Source organism: Pseudomonas sp. ML2-2023-3, assembly GCF_037055275.1.
Taxonomy (GTDB): Bacteria; Pseudomonadota; Gammaproteobacteria; order Pseudomonadales; family Pseudomonadaceae; genus Aquipseudomonas.
In genome coordinates this window covers 3,939,181-3,953,383 of record NZ_CP146343.1, presented here as the reverse complement: position 1 = coordinate 3,953,383, position 14,203 = coordinate 3,939,181, and the positions used below count along the sequence as shown (strand labels likewise).

At 62.1% G+C, this 14,203-nt stretch carries 11 protein-coding genes; 2 read left to right on the top strand and 9 right to left on the bottom strand.

Going from position 1 to position 14,203, the window contains the following annotated elements:
* Window positions 1-438 precede the first annotated feature (438 nt).
* The 9 genes from V6P94_RS18080 to V6P94_RS18040 form a co-directional block, all read right to left on the bottom strand.
* A complete protein-coding gene (locus V6P94_RS18080; protein WP_326397734.1) occupies window positions 439-2,148 on the bottom strand; it encodes an amidase in 1,710 nt (569 codons plus the stop codon).
* Window positions 2,149-2,240: 92 nt separating this feature from the next.
* Window positions 2,241-3,512, bottom strand: coding sequence for an OprD family porin (locus tag V6P94_RS18075; protein ID WP_133077574.1), 1,272 nt, complete (start codon window positions 3,510-3,512; stop codon window positions 2,241-2,243).
* 62 nt (window positions 3,513-3,574) lie between these two features.
* Complete coding sequence (gene mhpT, locus V6P94_RS18070) at window positions 3,575-4,768, bottom strand: 3-(3-hydroxy-phenyl)propionate transporter MhpT (protein WP_326397735.1); 1,194 nt, start codon at window positions 4,766-4,768, stop codon at window positions 3,575-3,577.
* 158 nt (window positions 4,769-4,926) lie between these two features.
* A complete protein-coding gene (gene dmpG, locus V6P94_RS18065; RefSeq protein WP_046808984.1) occupies window positions 4,927-5,937 on the bottom strand; it encodes a 4-hydroxy-2-oxovalerate aldolase in 1,011 nt (336 codons plus the stop codon).
* A gap of 10 nt (window positions 5,938-5,947) precedes the next feature.
* A complete protein-coding gene (locus V6P94_RS18060; RefSeq protein ID WP_219261199.1) occupies window positions 5,948-6,886 on the bottom strand; it encodes an acetaldehyde dehydrogenase (acetylating) in 939 nt (312 codons plus the stop codon).
* Between the two features lie 32 nt (window positions 6,887-6,918).
* Window positions 6,919-7,725 (bottom strand): 2-keto-4-pentenoate hydratase, encoded by an 807-nt coding sequence (gene mhpD / locus V6P94_RS18055; RefSeq protein ID WP_326399041.1) that lies wholly within the window; start codon window positions 7,723-7,725, stop codon window positions 6,919-6,921.
* A 14-nt stretch (window positions 7,726-7,739) separates the two neighbouring features.
* Window positions 7,740-8,609: an alpha/beta fold hydrolase gene (locus V6P94_RS18050; protein ID WP_219261200.1), complete on the bottom strand. Its 870-nt coding sequence runs from the start codon at window positions 8,607-8,609 to the stop codon at window positions 7,740-7,742.
* 17 nt (window positions 8,610-8,626) lie between these two features.
* Complete coding sequence (gene mhpB, locus V6P94_RS18045; RefSeq protein ID WP_133077577.1) at window positions 8,627-9,580, bottom strand: 3-carboxyethylcatechol 2,3-dioxygenase; 954 nt, start codon at window positions 9,578-9,580, stop codon at window positions 8,627-8,629.
* Window position 9,581: 1 nt separating this feature from the next.
* Window positions 9,582-11,240: a bifunctional 3-(3-hydroxy-phenyl)propionate/3-hydroxycinnamic acid hydroxylase gene (locus V6P94_RS18040; RefSeq protein ID WP_133077578.1), complete on the bottom strand. Its 1,659-nt coding sequence runs from the start codon at window positions 11,238-11,240 to the stop codon at window positions 9,582-9,584.
* Window positions 11,241-11,380: 140 nt separating this feature from the next.
* Here V6P94_RS18040 and V6P94_RS18035 point away from each other — a divergent pair, with 140 nt between their 5' ends.
* Together V6P94_RS18035 and ltrA are read left to right on the top strand one after the other, a co-directional pair.
* Complete coding sequence (locus V6P94_RS18035; protein ID WP_219261201.1) at window positions 11,381-12,169, top strand: DNA-binding transcriptional regulator; 789 nt, start codon at window positions 11,381-11,383, stop codon at window positions 12,167-12,169.
* Window positions 12,170-12,785: 616 nt separating this feature from the next.
* Window positions 12,786-14,153, top strand: coding sequence for a group II intron reverse transcriptase/maturase (ltrA, locus tag V6P94_RS18030; RefSeq protein WP_338647986.1), 1,368 nt, complete (start codon window positions 12,786-12,788; stop codon window positions 14,151-14,153).
* Window positions 14,154-14,203 lie beyond the last annotated feature (50 nt).

Here is a 14,203-nt window from a genome sequence, read left to right as displayed (position 1 = left end):
AGCCGTGCGAGGCTGCGATCGGCTGCGAAGCAGTCGTAAGATCAGCTTCCACGGTTAATCAGGCTTACCGCGTTTACCGGTTTTGCGACCGCTTCGCGATCGATCGCAGCCTCGTTCTACTCGTCAGCGACTACAAGGGTAGATGGCGAACTGTAGTCGCTGACGAGCCGTGCGAGGCTGCGATCGGCTGTGCAGCAGTCGTAAGATCAGCGTTCACGGTTAATCAGGCATGCCGCGTTTACCGGATTTGCGACCGCTTCGCGATCGATCGCAGCCTCGTTCTACTCGTCAGCGACTACAAGGGTAGATGGCGAACTGTAGTCGCTGACGAGCCGTGCGAGGCTGCGATCGGCTGCGAAGCAGTCGTAAGATCAGCATCCACGGTTAATCAGGCATACCGCGTATTCCGGATTTACGACCGCTGACGAGATCCTCCAGTTAACGACCCGACAACGGCGGTGTACGCGGCGGGATCACTCGCTTGGAGCCCGTAGCCTCAAACGCCGAAGCAAAACGCAGTAACGCCGAATCGTCATACGCACGGCCCGCAAAGGTCAGCCCCACCGGCATGCCGATATCCGCCATTACGCCCATTGGCACCGTGACCGTAGGCACGCCCAAATGCCGAATCGCCAGGTTGCCGTTGGCCACCCACACGCCATTGCTCCAGGCGATGTCCGCCGAGGCCGGATTGACATCCGCATCCGCCGGACCCACGTCGGCCACGGTCGGGAACAGCACGGCATCGAGCCCCAACCGGTCCATCCAGTCTTCCAGGTCGATTCGACGTGTCTGCTCAAGACCGCGCAGGCCGTCCGGAACGGTGCTGATCTGGTCCCACGGGGTAATCCCGCGCTCGGCCATGCGCACGTATTCGTCCATGCCCGCCGCCAGTTCGTCTTCGCGATTGGGCAGGGTGCCCGGGTCGTGAGGGAAAATCTGCGGGCCATCGACATCGGCCAACCGGTTCAGTTTTGGATCGCTGTTGGCCCGCAGGAAGTCGTCAAACGCCCAGGCCGACAACTCCCACAACTCATCATGCAAAAACGCTTTGGACACCAGCCCACGGGTAAACACTGTCGGGGCACCAGGGCGGTCGCCCTCGCAGTTGGATACCAGCGGGAAGTCGACTTCGATCACTTCTCCGCCCTGGGCTTCGATGGCCTTGCGCGCGGCTTGCCACAGATCAATGACCGAGGCGCGGGTGATGATGCGCTGCCCCGTAGGGCCGCCGATACCCGGTGACTCGCTGGTGCCGGCCTCAGGGTCGGCATTGATGTACATGCGCGGCACACCAAAGCGCTTGCCCGCCAGTGCGGCGCCATTGGCATTGAGCTCGGCATATGAAGCCGGGCGCACCGAAGCGACACTCGGGATGGGCACCCAGGGTTGCAGGCGCCACAAATCGCCGCGGGTGTCCGGGTCTTCAGCCACCACCACATCGAGCACTTCCAGAAGATCACCCATGGTTCGGGCAAACGGCACCACCACGTCCATGGTCGGTGTCAGTGGCCAGTTGCCGCGCACCGAGATCACACCCCGTGACGGGGTGTAGGCACACAAACCATTGTTGGAAGCCGGGCCGCGTCCGCTCGACCAGGTTTCTTCTGCCAGGCCGAATGCCGAGAAGCTGGCCGCCGTGGCAGTGCCTGCGCCGTTGGACGAGCCGGAAGCGAAGGGGGCCGTGAGGTAGTCAGCGTTGTACGGGCTTTCGGCGCGGCCATAAACACCGCGTTGCATCCCGCCGTTGGCCATGGGCGGCATGTTGGTCTTGCCCAGGCAGATGGCACCGGCGCCGCGCAGGCGTTCAATGGTGAACGCATCGCGGTACGCCACCAGGTCCTTGAAGGCCGGGCTGCCCGACGCCGCCGTCAGGCCCTTGACCAGGTAACTGTCCTTGGCGGTGTAAGGGATGCCATCCAGCGGGCCAAGGGTCTGGCCTTTGGCCCGGCGGGCATCGGATGCCCGGGCCTCGGTCAGCACCTGCGGGTTGCGCACTACCACCGCATTGAGCGCGGTGGGAGTGTTCGGGGTGTCGTAGGTGTCGATCCGTGCGAGATAGGCCTGCACCAGTTCGACCGCCGTGGTTTGGCCGGATTCGAGCGCGGCGCGCAGTTGGGCTATGGAAACCTCGGTGACTTCAATCATGCGCTTACCGCTGGTTGCTGATGGGGGTGGCAGAGCTTATCTAAAGTCCTGCCTGCTCAGCCAGCCCATGTCGCATTTGTTGTCGTAAATCGTCACCACAGCTTCCAGGTGTAATCGATATTGACCCGCAACTCGTTGTCATCCCTGTGGCTGGCCTGTGCCGTGAAATCGTTGCGGTACCAGGCGTTGCGCAACCGCAGGGAGAGGTCCTTTAGCGGTCCGCTCTGCAGCACGTAAGAGACCTCGATGTCCTTTTCGCTCTCGCTCAGGTTCGAACCGCCGAACCGGGCCAGCTCGATATTGTCGCCACTCACGTAGCGCAGCATGCCGTTGAGGCCCGGCGCGCCCATCCCGGCAAAGTTGTAGTCATAGCGCACCTGCCAGCTGCGTTCCTTGGGGTTGAGGAACTCCGAACTCAGGGTGCCTTCGGTGATCACCAGCGGTTCGGTGCCAAACAGATACGGCATGCCGGTCTTGCCGGTCAGTTGCATGTAACCGGCGCCAAATTTATGGGCGCCCAGGCTGTAGGTCAGCATCAGTGCCGCATTGCGGTTGTCCACCGTCCCGGCTTTGGCTGCGCCGTCTTCGCCAGTGATAAACAAACGAAAATCACTTTTCAGGCTGCCGGGGCCCATCGGGCGATTGTCGACAAAGCCGTAAAAATCCTTGCGGTACAACTGCGCCAGTTCAGCGTGGTAGTACTTGAGGGTCAGGTGCGGTGACCAGGCGTAGTCACCGCCGATAAACATGAAACGGTTCGACTCGGCAGCACCATTGAAGCGGCCATTGGGGGAACCGACCGACATTTTCTGGTAGTCGGTTGAGTCGCGCAGGTTGATGCGGTCCAGCCAGCCGACGTGCAGCGTCAGTTGATCAATTTCCTGGGACTTCAGATACGCGCCGCGAAACGTTTGCGGCAGCAGGCGGGTAGGGCTGGCGAATGCGATCGGCAAAAAGGTGCTGATGGTGCCCAGTTGCAGCTCGCTTTTCGAGACGCGGGCCTTGGCTGTCAGCCCCAGTTCCGAGTATTCATCGGCAGGTTCGCGGGTGGTGGCGTTGTAGGGCAGCAGGCCGGTGCCGGTGCGTGCGCGTGAGGAGTCCAGGCGCACACCGAGCAAGCCCTGGGCGTCCAGGCCAAACCCGACCGGACCTTCGGTGTAGCCCGAGCGCAGGTTGAGGATAAACCCCTGTGCCCATTCCCGGGCAGCGGCCTGGGGCGTTGCATTGACGTAGTTGCGATCGAAGTAATAGTTGCGCATCACCAGGTCAGCGTGGCTGTCATCGACAAAGCCGCTGGCCAACGCAGGTCCCATGGATAAAACGCAGGTGCAGGCGCTGAGCGCCCGAAGAACAGTCTTGAGCATGGCAGGTTCACTTTTATTGTTATGGGGGGTGGAGCACTGCGCGCCTTTCGGCGCGCAGGTTGTCAGTCTGGTGCTGCTGCGTTGCGCCGCACCGACAGGTAAAACATGGCCACGGCCGCAATCACGATGCCTGGCGCCGATGCCAGCATCACCCCGGCGGTGCCGGTGCCCAGCGCGAGCATCTTGCCGGCCACCAAGGGGCCGCTCATGGCTCCGAGGCGACCGATGGCCACCGCGCTGCCCACGCCTGTGGCGCGTATCGAGGGGCGATAGAAATGCGGTGCCAGGGCGTAGAGCACGCATTGGCCTCCAGTGGCAAAAAAACCGGCAATAAAGCCCGCCGCCAGCATGGCCGGCAGATGGCTCGCCAACCCAAGGGCGGTCAGTGACACCAGGATGCCCACATAGATCAGTGCCGACAGGGCCCAGGCGGGCAGGCGGTCCATGACCCAGCCCAGAAACAGGGTGCCGGCCGCTGCGCCAATTTGCAGGGCAAGCATCACCCAGCTGGCCTGGCGCCCGGTGAAACCCTGGCCGATCACCAGGCTGGGCAGCCAGTTGATCAGGATGTAGACCACCATCAGAGTAAAGAAATAGCTGATCCAGATCAGCGCAGTCGGCAGTGCCGCGCCCTCGCGAAACAAACCCTGAACCACACCGATGGGCGCCTCGCCCTGAACGTTGCGAAACTGCTGTGATTCGGGAAGGTAGAGCCCCAGCAGCGGCACGATCAACAGCGGCACCACGCCACCGACGTAGAACACCACTTGCCAGCCACCGGCCAGGTCGGCGATGCCGATCAGGGCGGCCAGCGCGGCGCCCAAAGGCACGCCGCAATACATCAGGCTTACCGCCGTACCGCGCAAGCGCGGGCCAGCCACTTCGCTGGTGAGGGCGATCAGGTTGGGCAGGGCGGCGCCAAGGCCTACGCCGGTGAGGCAACGTGCGATCAGCAGGCTGTTAAAGTCCCAGGCCAATGCGGTGGCAAGGGAGAACACCCCGAACAGCCCTACCGAGGCCATCAGCACGCGTTTGCGGCCAATGCGGTCAGCCAGCCATCCACCCGCGAACGCACCGGGCAACAGGCCGAAAATTCCGGCGCTGAACACCCAGCTCATGTGTAATTTATCCAGTTCGAACGCGGCAGCCATGCCTTGAGCAGCGATCCCTGCGGCCTGTAGATCGAGGCCTTCCATGAGGGCAACGAGAAAACACAGGCCGATGGTGCGGGCCATTTGCAGATTGAGTGAAGTCATGGGCTGTACCCGTTTTATTGTTGTTATGGATGAAGCAGCGATAACCCCTGTTTCTGTGGGAGCGGGCTTGCTCGCGATCGGATCAATGCGGTTCGTCAGGTAAACCGCGTTGCCTGCATCGCGAGCAAGCCCGTCCCCACAAGGGGGTAAGGAAGGCCTTAGCGTTTGAGCAGGTCCAGCGCCACGTCGACGATCATGTCTTCCTGACCGCCCACCATCCGCCGCTTGCCCAGTTCAACCAGGATGTCCAGGGTCTTGAGGCCGTACTTGGCCGCAGCGATTTCGGCGTGGCGCAAGAAGCTCGAATACACCCCGGCATAACCCAGCGCCAAGGTCTCGCGGTCAACCCGCACCGGGCGATCCTGCAACGGTCGGACGATGTCGTCCGCGGCATCCATCAGCGTGTAAAGGTCGGTGCCGTGGTTCCAGCCCAGGCGTTCGGCGGCGGCGATAAACACTTCCAGCGGGGCATTGCCGGCGCCGGCCCCCATGCCTGCGAGGCTGGCATCGATCCGGTCGCAGCCTTCTTCCACCGCCGTAATCGAGTTGGCCACGCCCAGCGACAGGTTGTGGTGGGCATGCATGCCGGTTTCGGTTTCAGGCTTGAGCACGGCCTTGAACGCGCGGAAGCGATCGCGAATGTCCTGCATGTTCATCGCTCCGCCCGAGTCGGCCATGTACACGCAGGTCGCGCCGTAGCTCTCCATCAGTTTGGCCTGGGCCGCCAGCTGCTCGGCCGGGATCATGTGGCTCATCATCAGGAAGCCCACGGTGTCCATGCCCAGTTCACGGGCGTATTCGATGTGCTGCTTCGATACGTCGGCTTCGGTGCAATGGGTGGCAATGCGCACCACCCGGGCCCCGGCGTTGTACGCGGCCTTGAGGTCGTGAACCGTGCCGATGCCGGGTAGCAGCAGGGTGGTGATTTTTGCGTGGCTGATCACGTCCGCCGCCGCTTCGATCCATTCCAGATCGGTATGGGAGGCAAAGCCGTAGTTGAAGCTTGAACCTTGCAGACCGTCGCCGTGGGCCACTTCGATGGCGTCGACGCGGGCCTTGTCCAGGGCGCGGGCGATGTCTTGCACGTTTTGCAACGAGTACTGATGGCGTACCGCATGGCTGCCGTCGCGCAGGGTGACGTCGCTGATGTAGATCTTTTTACCGTTCATGGTTTTCCCCTCAGGCGTTGAGCATCGACAGCGCCATGCGCTCGGCGGTGGCCAAGGCTGCGGAGGTCATGATGTCGAGATTTCCGGCGTAGGCCGGCAGGTAGTGGGCGGCGCCTTCGACTTCAAGAAACACCGACGTCTTGAGGCCGGAAAACCTGCCCAGTCCGGGAATGGTCAGCGGCCTGTCTTCAGGGATTACGTCAAACTGCACGCGTTGCTTGAGGCGATAGCCCGGCACATAGGCTTGCACGGCTGCCGCCATTTCGACGACAGACGCCTCGACCAGTGCCTGGTCTGCGGCTTCGCTGAGCACAAACACGGTGTCGCGCATCATCAGCGGCGGCTCGGCCGGGTTCATCACGATGATCGCCTTGCCCTTGGTTGCTCCGCCAATCACTTCGATGGCCCTGGAGGTGGTTTCGGTGAACTCGTCAATATTGGCGCGGGTGCCCGGCCCGGCAGATTTGCTGGCAATCGACGCGACGATTTCGGCGTAATGCACCTTGGCAACACGGGACACGGCGGCGACCATCGGAATGGTCGCCTGCCCGCCGCAGGTCACCATGTTGACGTTGAGCTGGTCGAGGTTCTGTTCCAGGTTGACCACCGGTACGCAGTACGGACCGATGGCGGCCGGGGTGAGGTCAATCAGGCGGATGCCGGGTTTGATGGCCCGCAGAAAGGCGTCGTTCTTGACATGGGCACCGGCGGAGGTGGCATCGAACACGAAGTCGATGTCCTTGAACACGTCCATGCGCGTCAGGCCTTCTACCCCTTCGTGGGTGATTGCAACACCCATGCGGGCAGCACGGGCCAGACCGTCGGAGGCCGGGTCGATGCCGACCATTGCGCCCATTTCCAGGTGCCGGGCATTGCGCAGGATTTTGATCATCAGGTCGGTGCCGATATTGCCGGAGCCGATGATGGCGACCTTGAGTTTCTTGTTCATTATTGTTGCCTCAGTTGCACGCAAGTCGCCGATTACTCGGCGCTGCTGTGTTGCGAGAAGTCCACACCGACACTGCCGATGCCTTCGATATGGGCGTCGAAACGATCACCGGCGGCCACGGCCACCATCGGCCCCAGTGCGCCGGTCAGGATGATGTCGCCCGCTTGCAGCGGATTGCCCAGGCGCGCCATGGTGCAAGCCAGCCACACGGCCGCATTGAGCGGGTGGCCCAGGCATTGCGCGCCGCTGCCACTGGAAACTTCTTCACCATTGCGGGTCATGCGCATGCCCGCATTGCGCAAGTCCAGCCCCTCTAGGCTGCGGGCCGGGCCGCCGAGTACGTAGCAGCCGCTGGAGGCGTTATCGGCCACCGTGTCGACAAAGCGGATGTTCCACTGCTGCACGCGGCTGCCGACGATTTCCAGGGCCGGGACCACCCAGCCGGTGGCGGCCATGACTTCGTCGAAGGTGGTGTCGGAGTGGGGCAGGTCATATTTGAGGATCAAGGCGATTTCCGCCTCGATCTTGGGTTGCAACACGCGATCGATGGGTACGGTCTGGTTGTCGCCGTAGCACATGTCGGCGAACAGGGTGCCGAAGTCCGGTTGGTCCACGCCCAGCTGCGCCTGCACCTTGGGGTTGGTCAGGCCGATTTTTCGGCCCACTACCCGGCGTCCGTTGGCGACGCCGTGGGCGACATTGAGTTGCTGGATGGTGTAGGCGGCTGTCGCGTTGTCTTCACCGATCAGCTCGCGCAGGGGAGCGATGGCGCTGCCGTGGGTTTCGGCGTGGCGCAGGTCGGCGGCCAGTCGGGCCAGTGTTTCGGGAGTCGGGTTCATGGCAGTCTCGGTCATCAGTGGGTCAGGAAGTCCAGCACCATGCGGTTGAAGGTGTCGGCGTGTTCCCATTGCGCCCAGTGACCGCAGCGGTTGAACACGTGCAGCTGCGCCTTGGGCAGCCCTGCCAGCAGGCGCAAGCCGGTGTCCATCGGCACAAAGCGGTCTTCGCGCCCCCAGACCAGCAGGGTTTCGGCGCTGATTTCGTGCAGGCGATGGCTGAAGTCGGGGAACTGCTTGGGATTGAGGGTGCTGCTTTTGACGAAGTTTTCCAGGTGGTCGCGGCGCGCCAGGAGGTTATCCAGACGGGTCTGGAACAGTTCTTCGGTCAGGCTGCTGGTGTCGAAAACGAAGACGCTCATCATCTTCTTCAGGTTCTCGATGGTCGGCTCGCGGTACAGCGCACCGATCAGCTTGATGCCTTCGGTGGGCTGGGGCACAAACGCGCTCGGGCCGCCGGTGCCGCCGCCCATGAGGATCAGTTTGCCGATGCGCTCGGGGTTTTCCAGAGCGAAGGCCACGGTGCTGTGGGCACCCATCGAGTTGCCGATGATGTGCACCCGGTCAAGGTCCAGCACATCGAGCAGGCCCTTGAGCGCCGACGCATTGAGGTTGGAGCGTGAGCCTTCGCTCACCACCGGGTCGCTTTTGCTCCAGCCCGGGCAATCGAGCAGGATCACCCGGTAACCGGCAGTCACCAGCGGTTCGATGTTGCGGTTGAAGTTGGCCCAGCCGCTGGCGCCGGGCCCGGAGCCGTGGAGCATGACCACGGTCTCGGCACCCTGGCCGACGTCGTTGTAGTGCAATTGCAGGTCCAGGTCGCCTTCCTTGATGCGGGCAAAGCGGCTGGTCGAGGCTTCAGTGAATACGCTGGCAGTGGCAGTCATGGCAGAGTTCCTTGAATTCAAAGGGGGTGGGTCAGCGGCTGCGCGCCAAGGGCGCCGAAGCCTGCAATCCATTCGGGAATCGGGCGGTAGTAGCGGCCTTCGGTTTGGTAGGGGCCAAAGGCGGACAATGCGGCGAATGCGGCGACCCAGGTTTTCACCTCGTGGGTCGATTTACCGGCGAGCGCCGACAGCGCGTCATTGCCCAGTGCATCGAGGTCGCTCAAGCGGCCCTGCTCCAGCGTGTCGAGAAACTGTTGGTCCCAGACCGGATTGAGGGGATGCAGGGTGTTCTGGTCTTCGACGAAGTGCCGGGCGGCCTGGATGACCCGTTGCTGGCGTGCGGCGCGTTCATCGGCGGGCAACTGGCGGCCGCTGCCCATCAAGCGGTCGGCCATGCGGGCATCGACCTTGGCCAGCTCTGGCACCGGGGGCTGATGGGACAGGCCTCCGGAGGCCAGGAACAGCACGCGCAGGTCCAGTGATCTGGCCCACTGGCCGATGGCCTCGCCCAGCAGTCGTGCCCGCTTGAAGCCGGGCAGGGGCACGGCCACCGAATTGATGAAGACCGGAATCACCGGGCAGGTGCGCAACCCGCCCAGCAACAGTTCCAGCGGTTGGGCAAAGGCATGATCGACTTGCATTCGGTAGGACACGGCGGTGTCGATACCAGCCTCCATGACGGCTTGGGCGCAGGCTTCGGCCAGGGCTTTGGGTACGTCGAGAGGGCCGGCGGCGGTATCGAAATCACCAATGGCATCGGCGGCCATGCCAATGCAAAAGGGCGGCATGACGTCGTAGAAAAAGCCGTTGTAGTGATCGGGCCCCAGGAGCACGATCAGCTGCGGGTCGAAGCGGGCGATGCGCTCGCGGGCATCGCGGATCATGCTGTCCACTTCGGCCAGCACTTCGGGGGCCGGGTCGACGTAGCCCACCAGCGGCGTGTGTGACAAACAGTGCAAATAGGCGCTCATCTCAAGCCACCTTGCTGACGGCTGGCGTCACCTGGATGTGTGGTTGCGCGTTGAGCGCCAGGGCCAGTTCATTGCAGGCCTTGCCGAGGGTTTGCGGTGTGGCCAGCCCGGCGAGGAAGCGATCAGGGCGCAGCAGGGCAATGGACGATGAGCCGCGGGCGAACCACTCGCGCAGGCGGCCAGTGCTGTCGCCGACCCGAATCACGTCGTTGCCGGCGTCGCTCGGAGCCCTGAGCTGGACATCCGGCAGCACTTGAATAAACCGCGTGCCCAGGGTTTTCCATTGCGCAATCTGCGCCGCCGTAAGGCCCCAGGTCGGGTCGCAGCCCCAGGCGATAATGGCGAAATTCTCGCCGATCACTTCATCGAGGAGCACGGTCGCACCGGCGTCGGTCAGCACCTTGGGCTGAATGAACATCTTGCCCACCGGCGAGCCTTTTTCGCTCGGCACGATCAGGGCGCCACGGGTGTATTGCGGCATGGGCTTGAAGCGCATCTCGACGAAGTAGCGTTTGACCGGCGGCACATAGTTGAGCAGCCACGACACGCCATCGCGCAGGGTGCCCTGCCAGCGCTTGGGGGGGGCCAGTACGTGGCCGGCCAGTACCGAGAGGTCGATCATGGCCTTGGCGTGATCCCGGCGCTCCAGCTCATAGCTGTCGAGCAGGCGGTCACTGGCCAGGCCCTTGATCACCAGTGACAGTTTCCAGGCCAGGTTGGAGGCATCGCGCATGCCGCTGTTGTAACCCTGGCCTTGCCAGACCGGCATGATATGCGCGGCATCCCCGGCCAGCAGTACCCGGCCCTGGCGGAAGCGGCCTGCGAGGCGGGCGTTGTGGGTATAGACGCGACTGCGAATCAGCTCGATGCGGTCCGGGTCCGGCAGGACCTTGGCCAGCAGTTTGCGCATGTTTTCGGGCTTGCTCAGCTCGGCTTCGGTCTCGCCGGGCATCACCATAAACTCAAAGCGGCGCACGCCGTGGGGCAGGGCGGCGGACACGTACGGGCGCACCGGGTCGCAGCACAGGTACACATGGGGCGTGCTCAGGGGGTCGTTGGCGATATCCACCACGATCCATTGATTGGGCGCGGTCTTGCCCTCAAAACTGATGTCCAGGCTGCGGCGCACCAGGCTGTTGCCGCCATCGCACCCAATCAGGTACTTGGCCTGCAGGCGTTCGCTGCGACCCTCGGCGTTTTTCAGTGTGAGTTGCACACCGCTGTCGCTTTGTTCGAAGCCTTCGAGTTCGCGGCCGAACAGCACCTTGACGTTGTCAAAGCGTTGCAGGCCTTCGAACAGCACGCGGTCAGCCAGCGGCTGAATAAAGGCGTTACGGCGGGACCAGCCAAACTCATCGGTCTTGGGCTGGATGTCTGCAAAGCAGCGACCTTTGGGTGTCATGAAGCGCATCGCATGCCAGGGCGTGGTGTGCGGCAGCACGTTATCGGCAAGGCCGACGGCCTGGAATGTGCGCAGGCTTTCGTCGTCCAGGCCAATGGCGCGCGGGTAGTCGATCAGGCTGTCGAGCTTTTCCACCAAGGTGACGTTTACACCACATTGGCCCAGGTAATTGGCGATCATCAGCCCGACAGGACCAGCCCCGACAATGGCGATATCGGTGCTCAGGTCCAAGGGGGAAGCAGTGGGTGCAGAACTCATGGGTATCTCCGTACAGCGCTTTTTTTGGATTTCTTGTTGGGCGCAGTATGGAAATCGCGAAGCTGGTGAACAACGACAACCCTTGTTAGGGTGCACTCAGTGCTCATCGTTGATTTACCGATAAAAATAATGGAAAACACATGAGCGAAACCGAATACAAGGCCGTGCGGGGCCTGATGCGCGGGCTATTACTGATCAACGGTCTCAACCGTTTCGACGGGGGCGCCAGTACCGCTCAGTTGGCCGAGCAGAGCGGTTTGCACCGCACGACCGTGCGTCGTTTGCTGGAGACATTGCAGGCTGAAGGCTACGTGCGCCGCAGTGAATCGGATGACAGCTACCGGTTGACCCTGAAGGTGCGTGAGCTGAGCGAAGGCTTTCGCGATGAGCAGTGGATTTCTTCAATTGCAGCGCCCTTGCTTGGCCAGTTGCTCCAGCAAGTGGCCTGGCCCACCGACCTGTGCACCCTGGATGGCGACGCGATGGTGATTCGCGAAACCACTCACCGTTTCAGTCGCCTGTCGTTTCACCGTTCGATGGTGGGGCGCCGCTTGCCCTTGCTGATGACGGCGACCGGGCGGGCGTACTTTGCGTTCTGCCCGCCGGCCGAGCGGGAAGAATTGATCGAGTTGATGATCAGTCGGGACGACTCGCAGTCGGCGCTGGCAACGGATCGCCGATTCGTCGAGCGACTGGTGGAGCACACGCGCAGCAAGGGCTATGGCGAAAACAACGCGCACTGGGGAGAAGAGCGCAAGATCGCGGCGATTGCGATCCCGGTGATGCACGAGGAGCGTGTGATGGGTTGCCTGAACCTGGTGTATATCGCCAAGGCCATGCCGGTCGAGGAAGCTGCACGGCGCTTTTTACCGGCGATGCAGGAGGTGGTGGGAAAAATTCAGGCGGGGCTGGGCGCAGACAAACTGTAGCCGCTGAGGAGCGCAGCCCTCGCATTCTCAGACAGGCCGGGTGTGCAGGGTTTGCGAGCGCGGCGTGCCCCCATGACAGTGCCGGAGTGAGGGCGGAACCCGTAGAAAGTCGTGACATATCGAATGGATATGGACTCGGCATAGGTGCGGGCGCTTCGCAAAACAACTGGCACACGGGGTATATATCCGGCATCCGCGGTTAACTGAAATGATGGTTTCGCTCTTACAGCGAGTCACTTGTGCGCCCAGCATGGGCGCCATCCTAGAGGTGAAAGTCCTCTCTTGAGCTGGCCACAGCGAATGAAGCGAAGCGCAACTGCATGAGGGTGACCAAGTGTGGGAAGGAAGCGTGGAGCATAAACCGCGAGCCGAGGTACACAAACCGCATCTGAGGCATCTCTGGTCAGGGCGAGCAGGCAAGTGACTGCGAAGCTCTTGTGGCCAAAGCACCGGGGATGTAAATGCGGCGGTTGTGCGGTGAAGGATGGCGTTCTTACCTGGGGAGATCTCGCCTCATGCCTGAAAGGGCGACGGCGCAAGCCGGAGCGAGAAGTCAGCAGAGGCCGTAGTAGCTGCGTTGCAGTGAAGGGCCAAACGAGAAGGAGTGAGGTTCACCATGGCGATACAGCAGGCCTTGCATCAGATGCCCGGGAAACCGGGGCGGGACGGAGCTGCGACGGGTGAAACCCGACGCGAAGCGTCCAGCGATGAAGCCGGCGGTCCGCGTCATGACCCGAACCACATGGGGTCAGGACTTCTGCAAGAAGCCCTGACCAGAGAAAACCTGCAATTAGCGCTCAAGCGAGTCCGGTCAAATAAAGGTGCTGCGGGCGTCGACGGTCTTGGGATCGATGAGACGGTCGAGCATCTGTTAACGGCCTGGCCCGTGATACGGGCGCAGTTGCTGGCGGGAACGTACCGGCCAAGTCCGGTGCGTAGAGTTCTGATTTCCAAACCCGACGGAGGCGAGCGCAAGCTGGGCATCCCAACGGTGACGGACAGATTGATTCAACAGGCGCTATTACAAGTTTTGCAGCCTCTGTTGGACCCGGTATTCAGTGATCATAGCTATGGTTTTCGTCCCGGTCGCAGCGCTCATCAAGCGGTATTGGCAGCGCAGCAATATATTGATTCGGGGCGGGACACTGTGGTGGACGTTGATCTGGAGCAGTTCTTTGATCGCGTTGATCATGACCTGTTGATCGCTCGACTGAGCAGAAGGGTAACCGACCGAGGCGTTCTGCGTCTGGTCCGGGCCTACCTGAACAGCGGGACGTTGATCGACGGCATAGTGGTAGCCAGTAAACGAGGGACGCCGCAAGGCGGCCCACTCTCACCATTACTGGCCAATGTATTGCTGGACGAGGTGGACAAGGAGCTGGAGCGACGAGGCCATTGCTTCGTCAGGTACGCGGACGATGCGAACGTTTACGTACGCAGCCTGAAGGCCGGTCAACGGGTAATGGCAGTGCTCCGTCGCCTTTATGATCGACTTAGACTGCAAGTGAACGAGAGCAAGAGTGCGATTGCCAGTGCGTTTGGCCGCAAGTTTCTGTGCTACGGCTTTTGGCTGTCTGCTCAAGGCGAGGTCAAACGCTGGGTGGCAAGCAAAGCGCTACAGGCGTTCAAAGGCCGCATCCGTCAGCTGACTTCTCGTAATGGAGGACGAAGCATGTCGCAGGTGGTGGAAGGTCTGAGACTGTACCTGCTGGGTTGGAAAGCGTACTTCGGTTTATCGCAAACGCCTCGCCTCTGGCACCGGTTCGATGAATGGATCCGCCGACGACTCAGGGCTATCCAGCTCAAACAATGGAGAACCGGAAGGAGGACGTACCGTGAGCTACGCAAACTTGGAGCAGGACCTGACTTGGCAGCGGCGATAGCCAGCAACAGCCACAGGTTCTGGCACAACAGTGTCGGTCTGATCCATGGAGTGCTTACGGTGGCGTGGTCCGACCGGTTGGGTCTACCCCGACTCTGCTGACCTCAACTTCTCGAACCGCCCGGTGCGGACCCGCATGCCGGGTGGTGTGG

What these genes read in the sequence shown, in the direction of transcription:
- V6P94_RS18080 (WP_326397734.1), bottom strand. Translation starts at nt 2,148, where the DNA reads ATGATTGAAGTCACCGAGGTTTCCATAGCCCAACTGCGCGCCGCGCTC.
- V6P94_RS18075 (WP_133077574.1), bottom strand. Translation starts at nt 3,512, where the DNA reads ATGCTCAAGACTGTTCTTCGGGCGCTCAGCGCCTGCACCTGCGTTTTA.
- mhpT (WP_326397735.1), bottom strand. Translation starts at nt 4,768, where the DNA reads ATGACTTCACTCAATCTGCAAATGGCCCGCACCATCGGCCTGTGTTTT.
- dmpG (WP_046808984.1), bottom strand. Translation starts at nt 5,937, where the DNA reads ATGAACGGTAAAAAGATCTACATCAGCGACGTCACCCTGCGCGACGGC.
- V6P94_RS18060 (WP_219261199.1), bottom strand. Translation starts at nt 6,886, where the DNA reads ATGAACAAGAAACTCAAGGTCGCCATCATCGGCTCCGGCAATATCGGC.
- mhpD (WP_326399041.1), bottom strand. Translation starts at nt 7,725, where the DNA reads ATGAACCCGACTCCCGAAACACTGGCCCGACTGGCCGCCGACCTGCGC.
- V6P94_RS18050 (WP_219261200.1), bottom strand. Translation starts at nt 8,609, where the DNA reads ATGACTGCCACTGCCAGCGTATTCACTGAAGCCTCGACCAGCCGCTTT.
- mhpB (WP_133077577.1), bottom strand. Translation starts at nt 9,580, where the DNA reads ATGAGCGCCTATTTGCACTGTTTGTCACACACGCCGCTGGTGGGCTAC.
- V6P94_RS18040 (WP_133077578.1), bottom strand. Translation starts at nt 11,240, where the DNA reads ATGAGTTCTGCACCCACTGCTTCCCCCTTGGACCTGAGCACCGATATC.
- V6P94_RS18035 (WP_219261201.1), top strand. Translation starts at nt 11,381, where the DNA reads ATGAGCGAAACCGAATACAAGGCCGTGCGGGGCCTGATGCGCGGGCTA.
- ltrA (WP_338647986.1), top strand. Translation starts at nt 12,786, where the DNA reads ATGGCGATACAGCAGGCCTTGCATCAGATGCCCGGGAAACCGGGGCGG.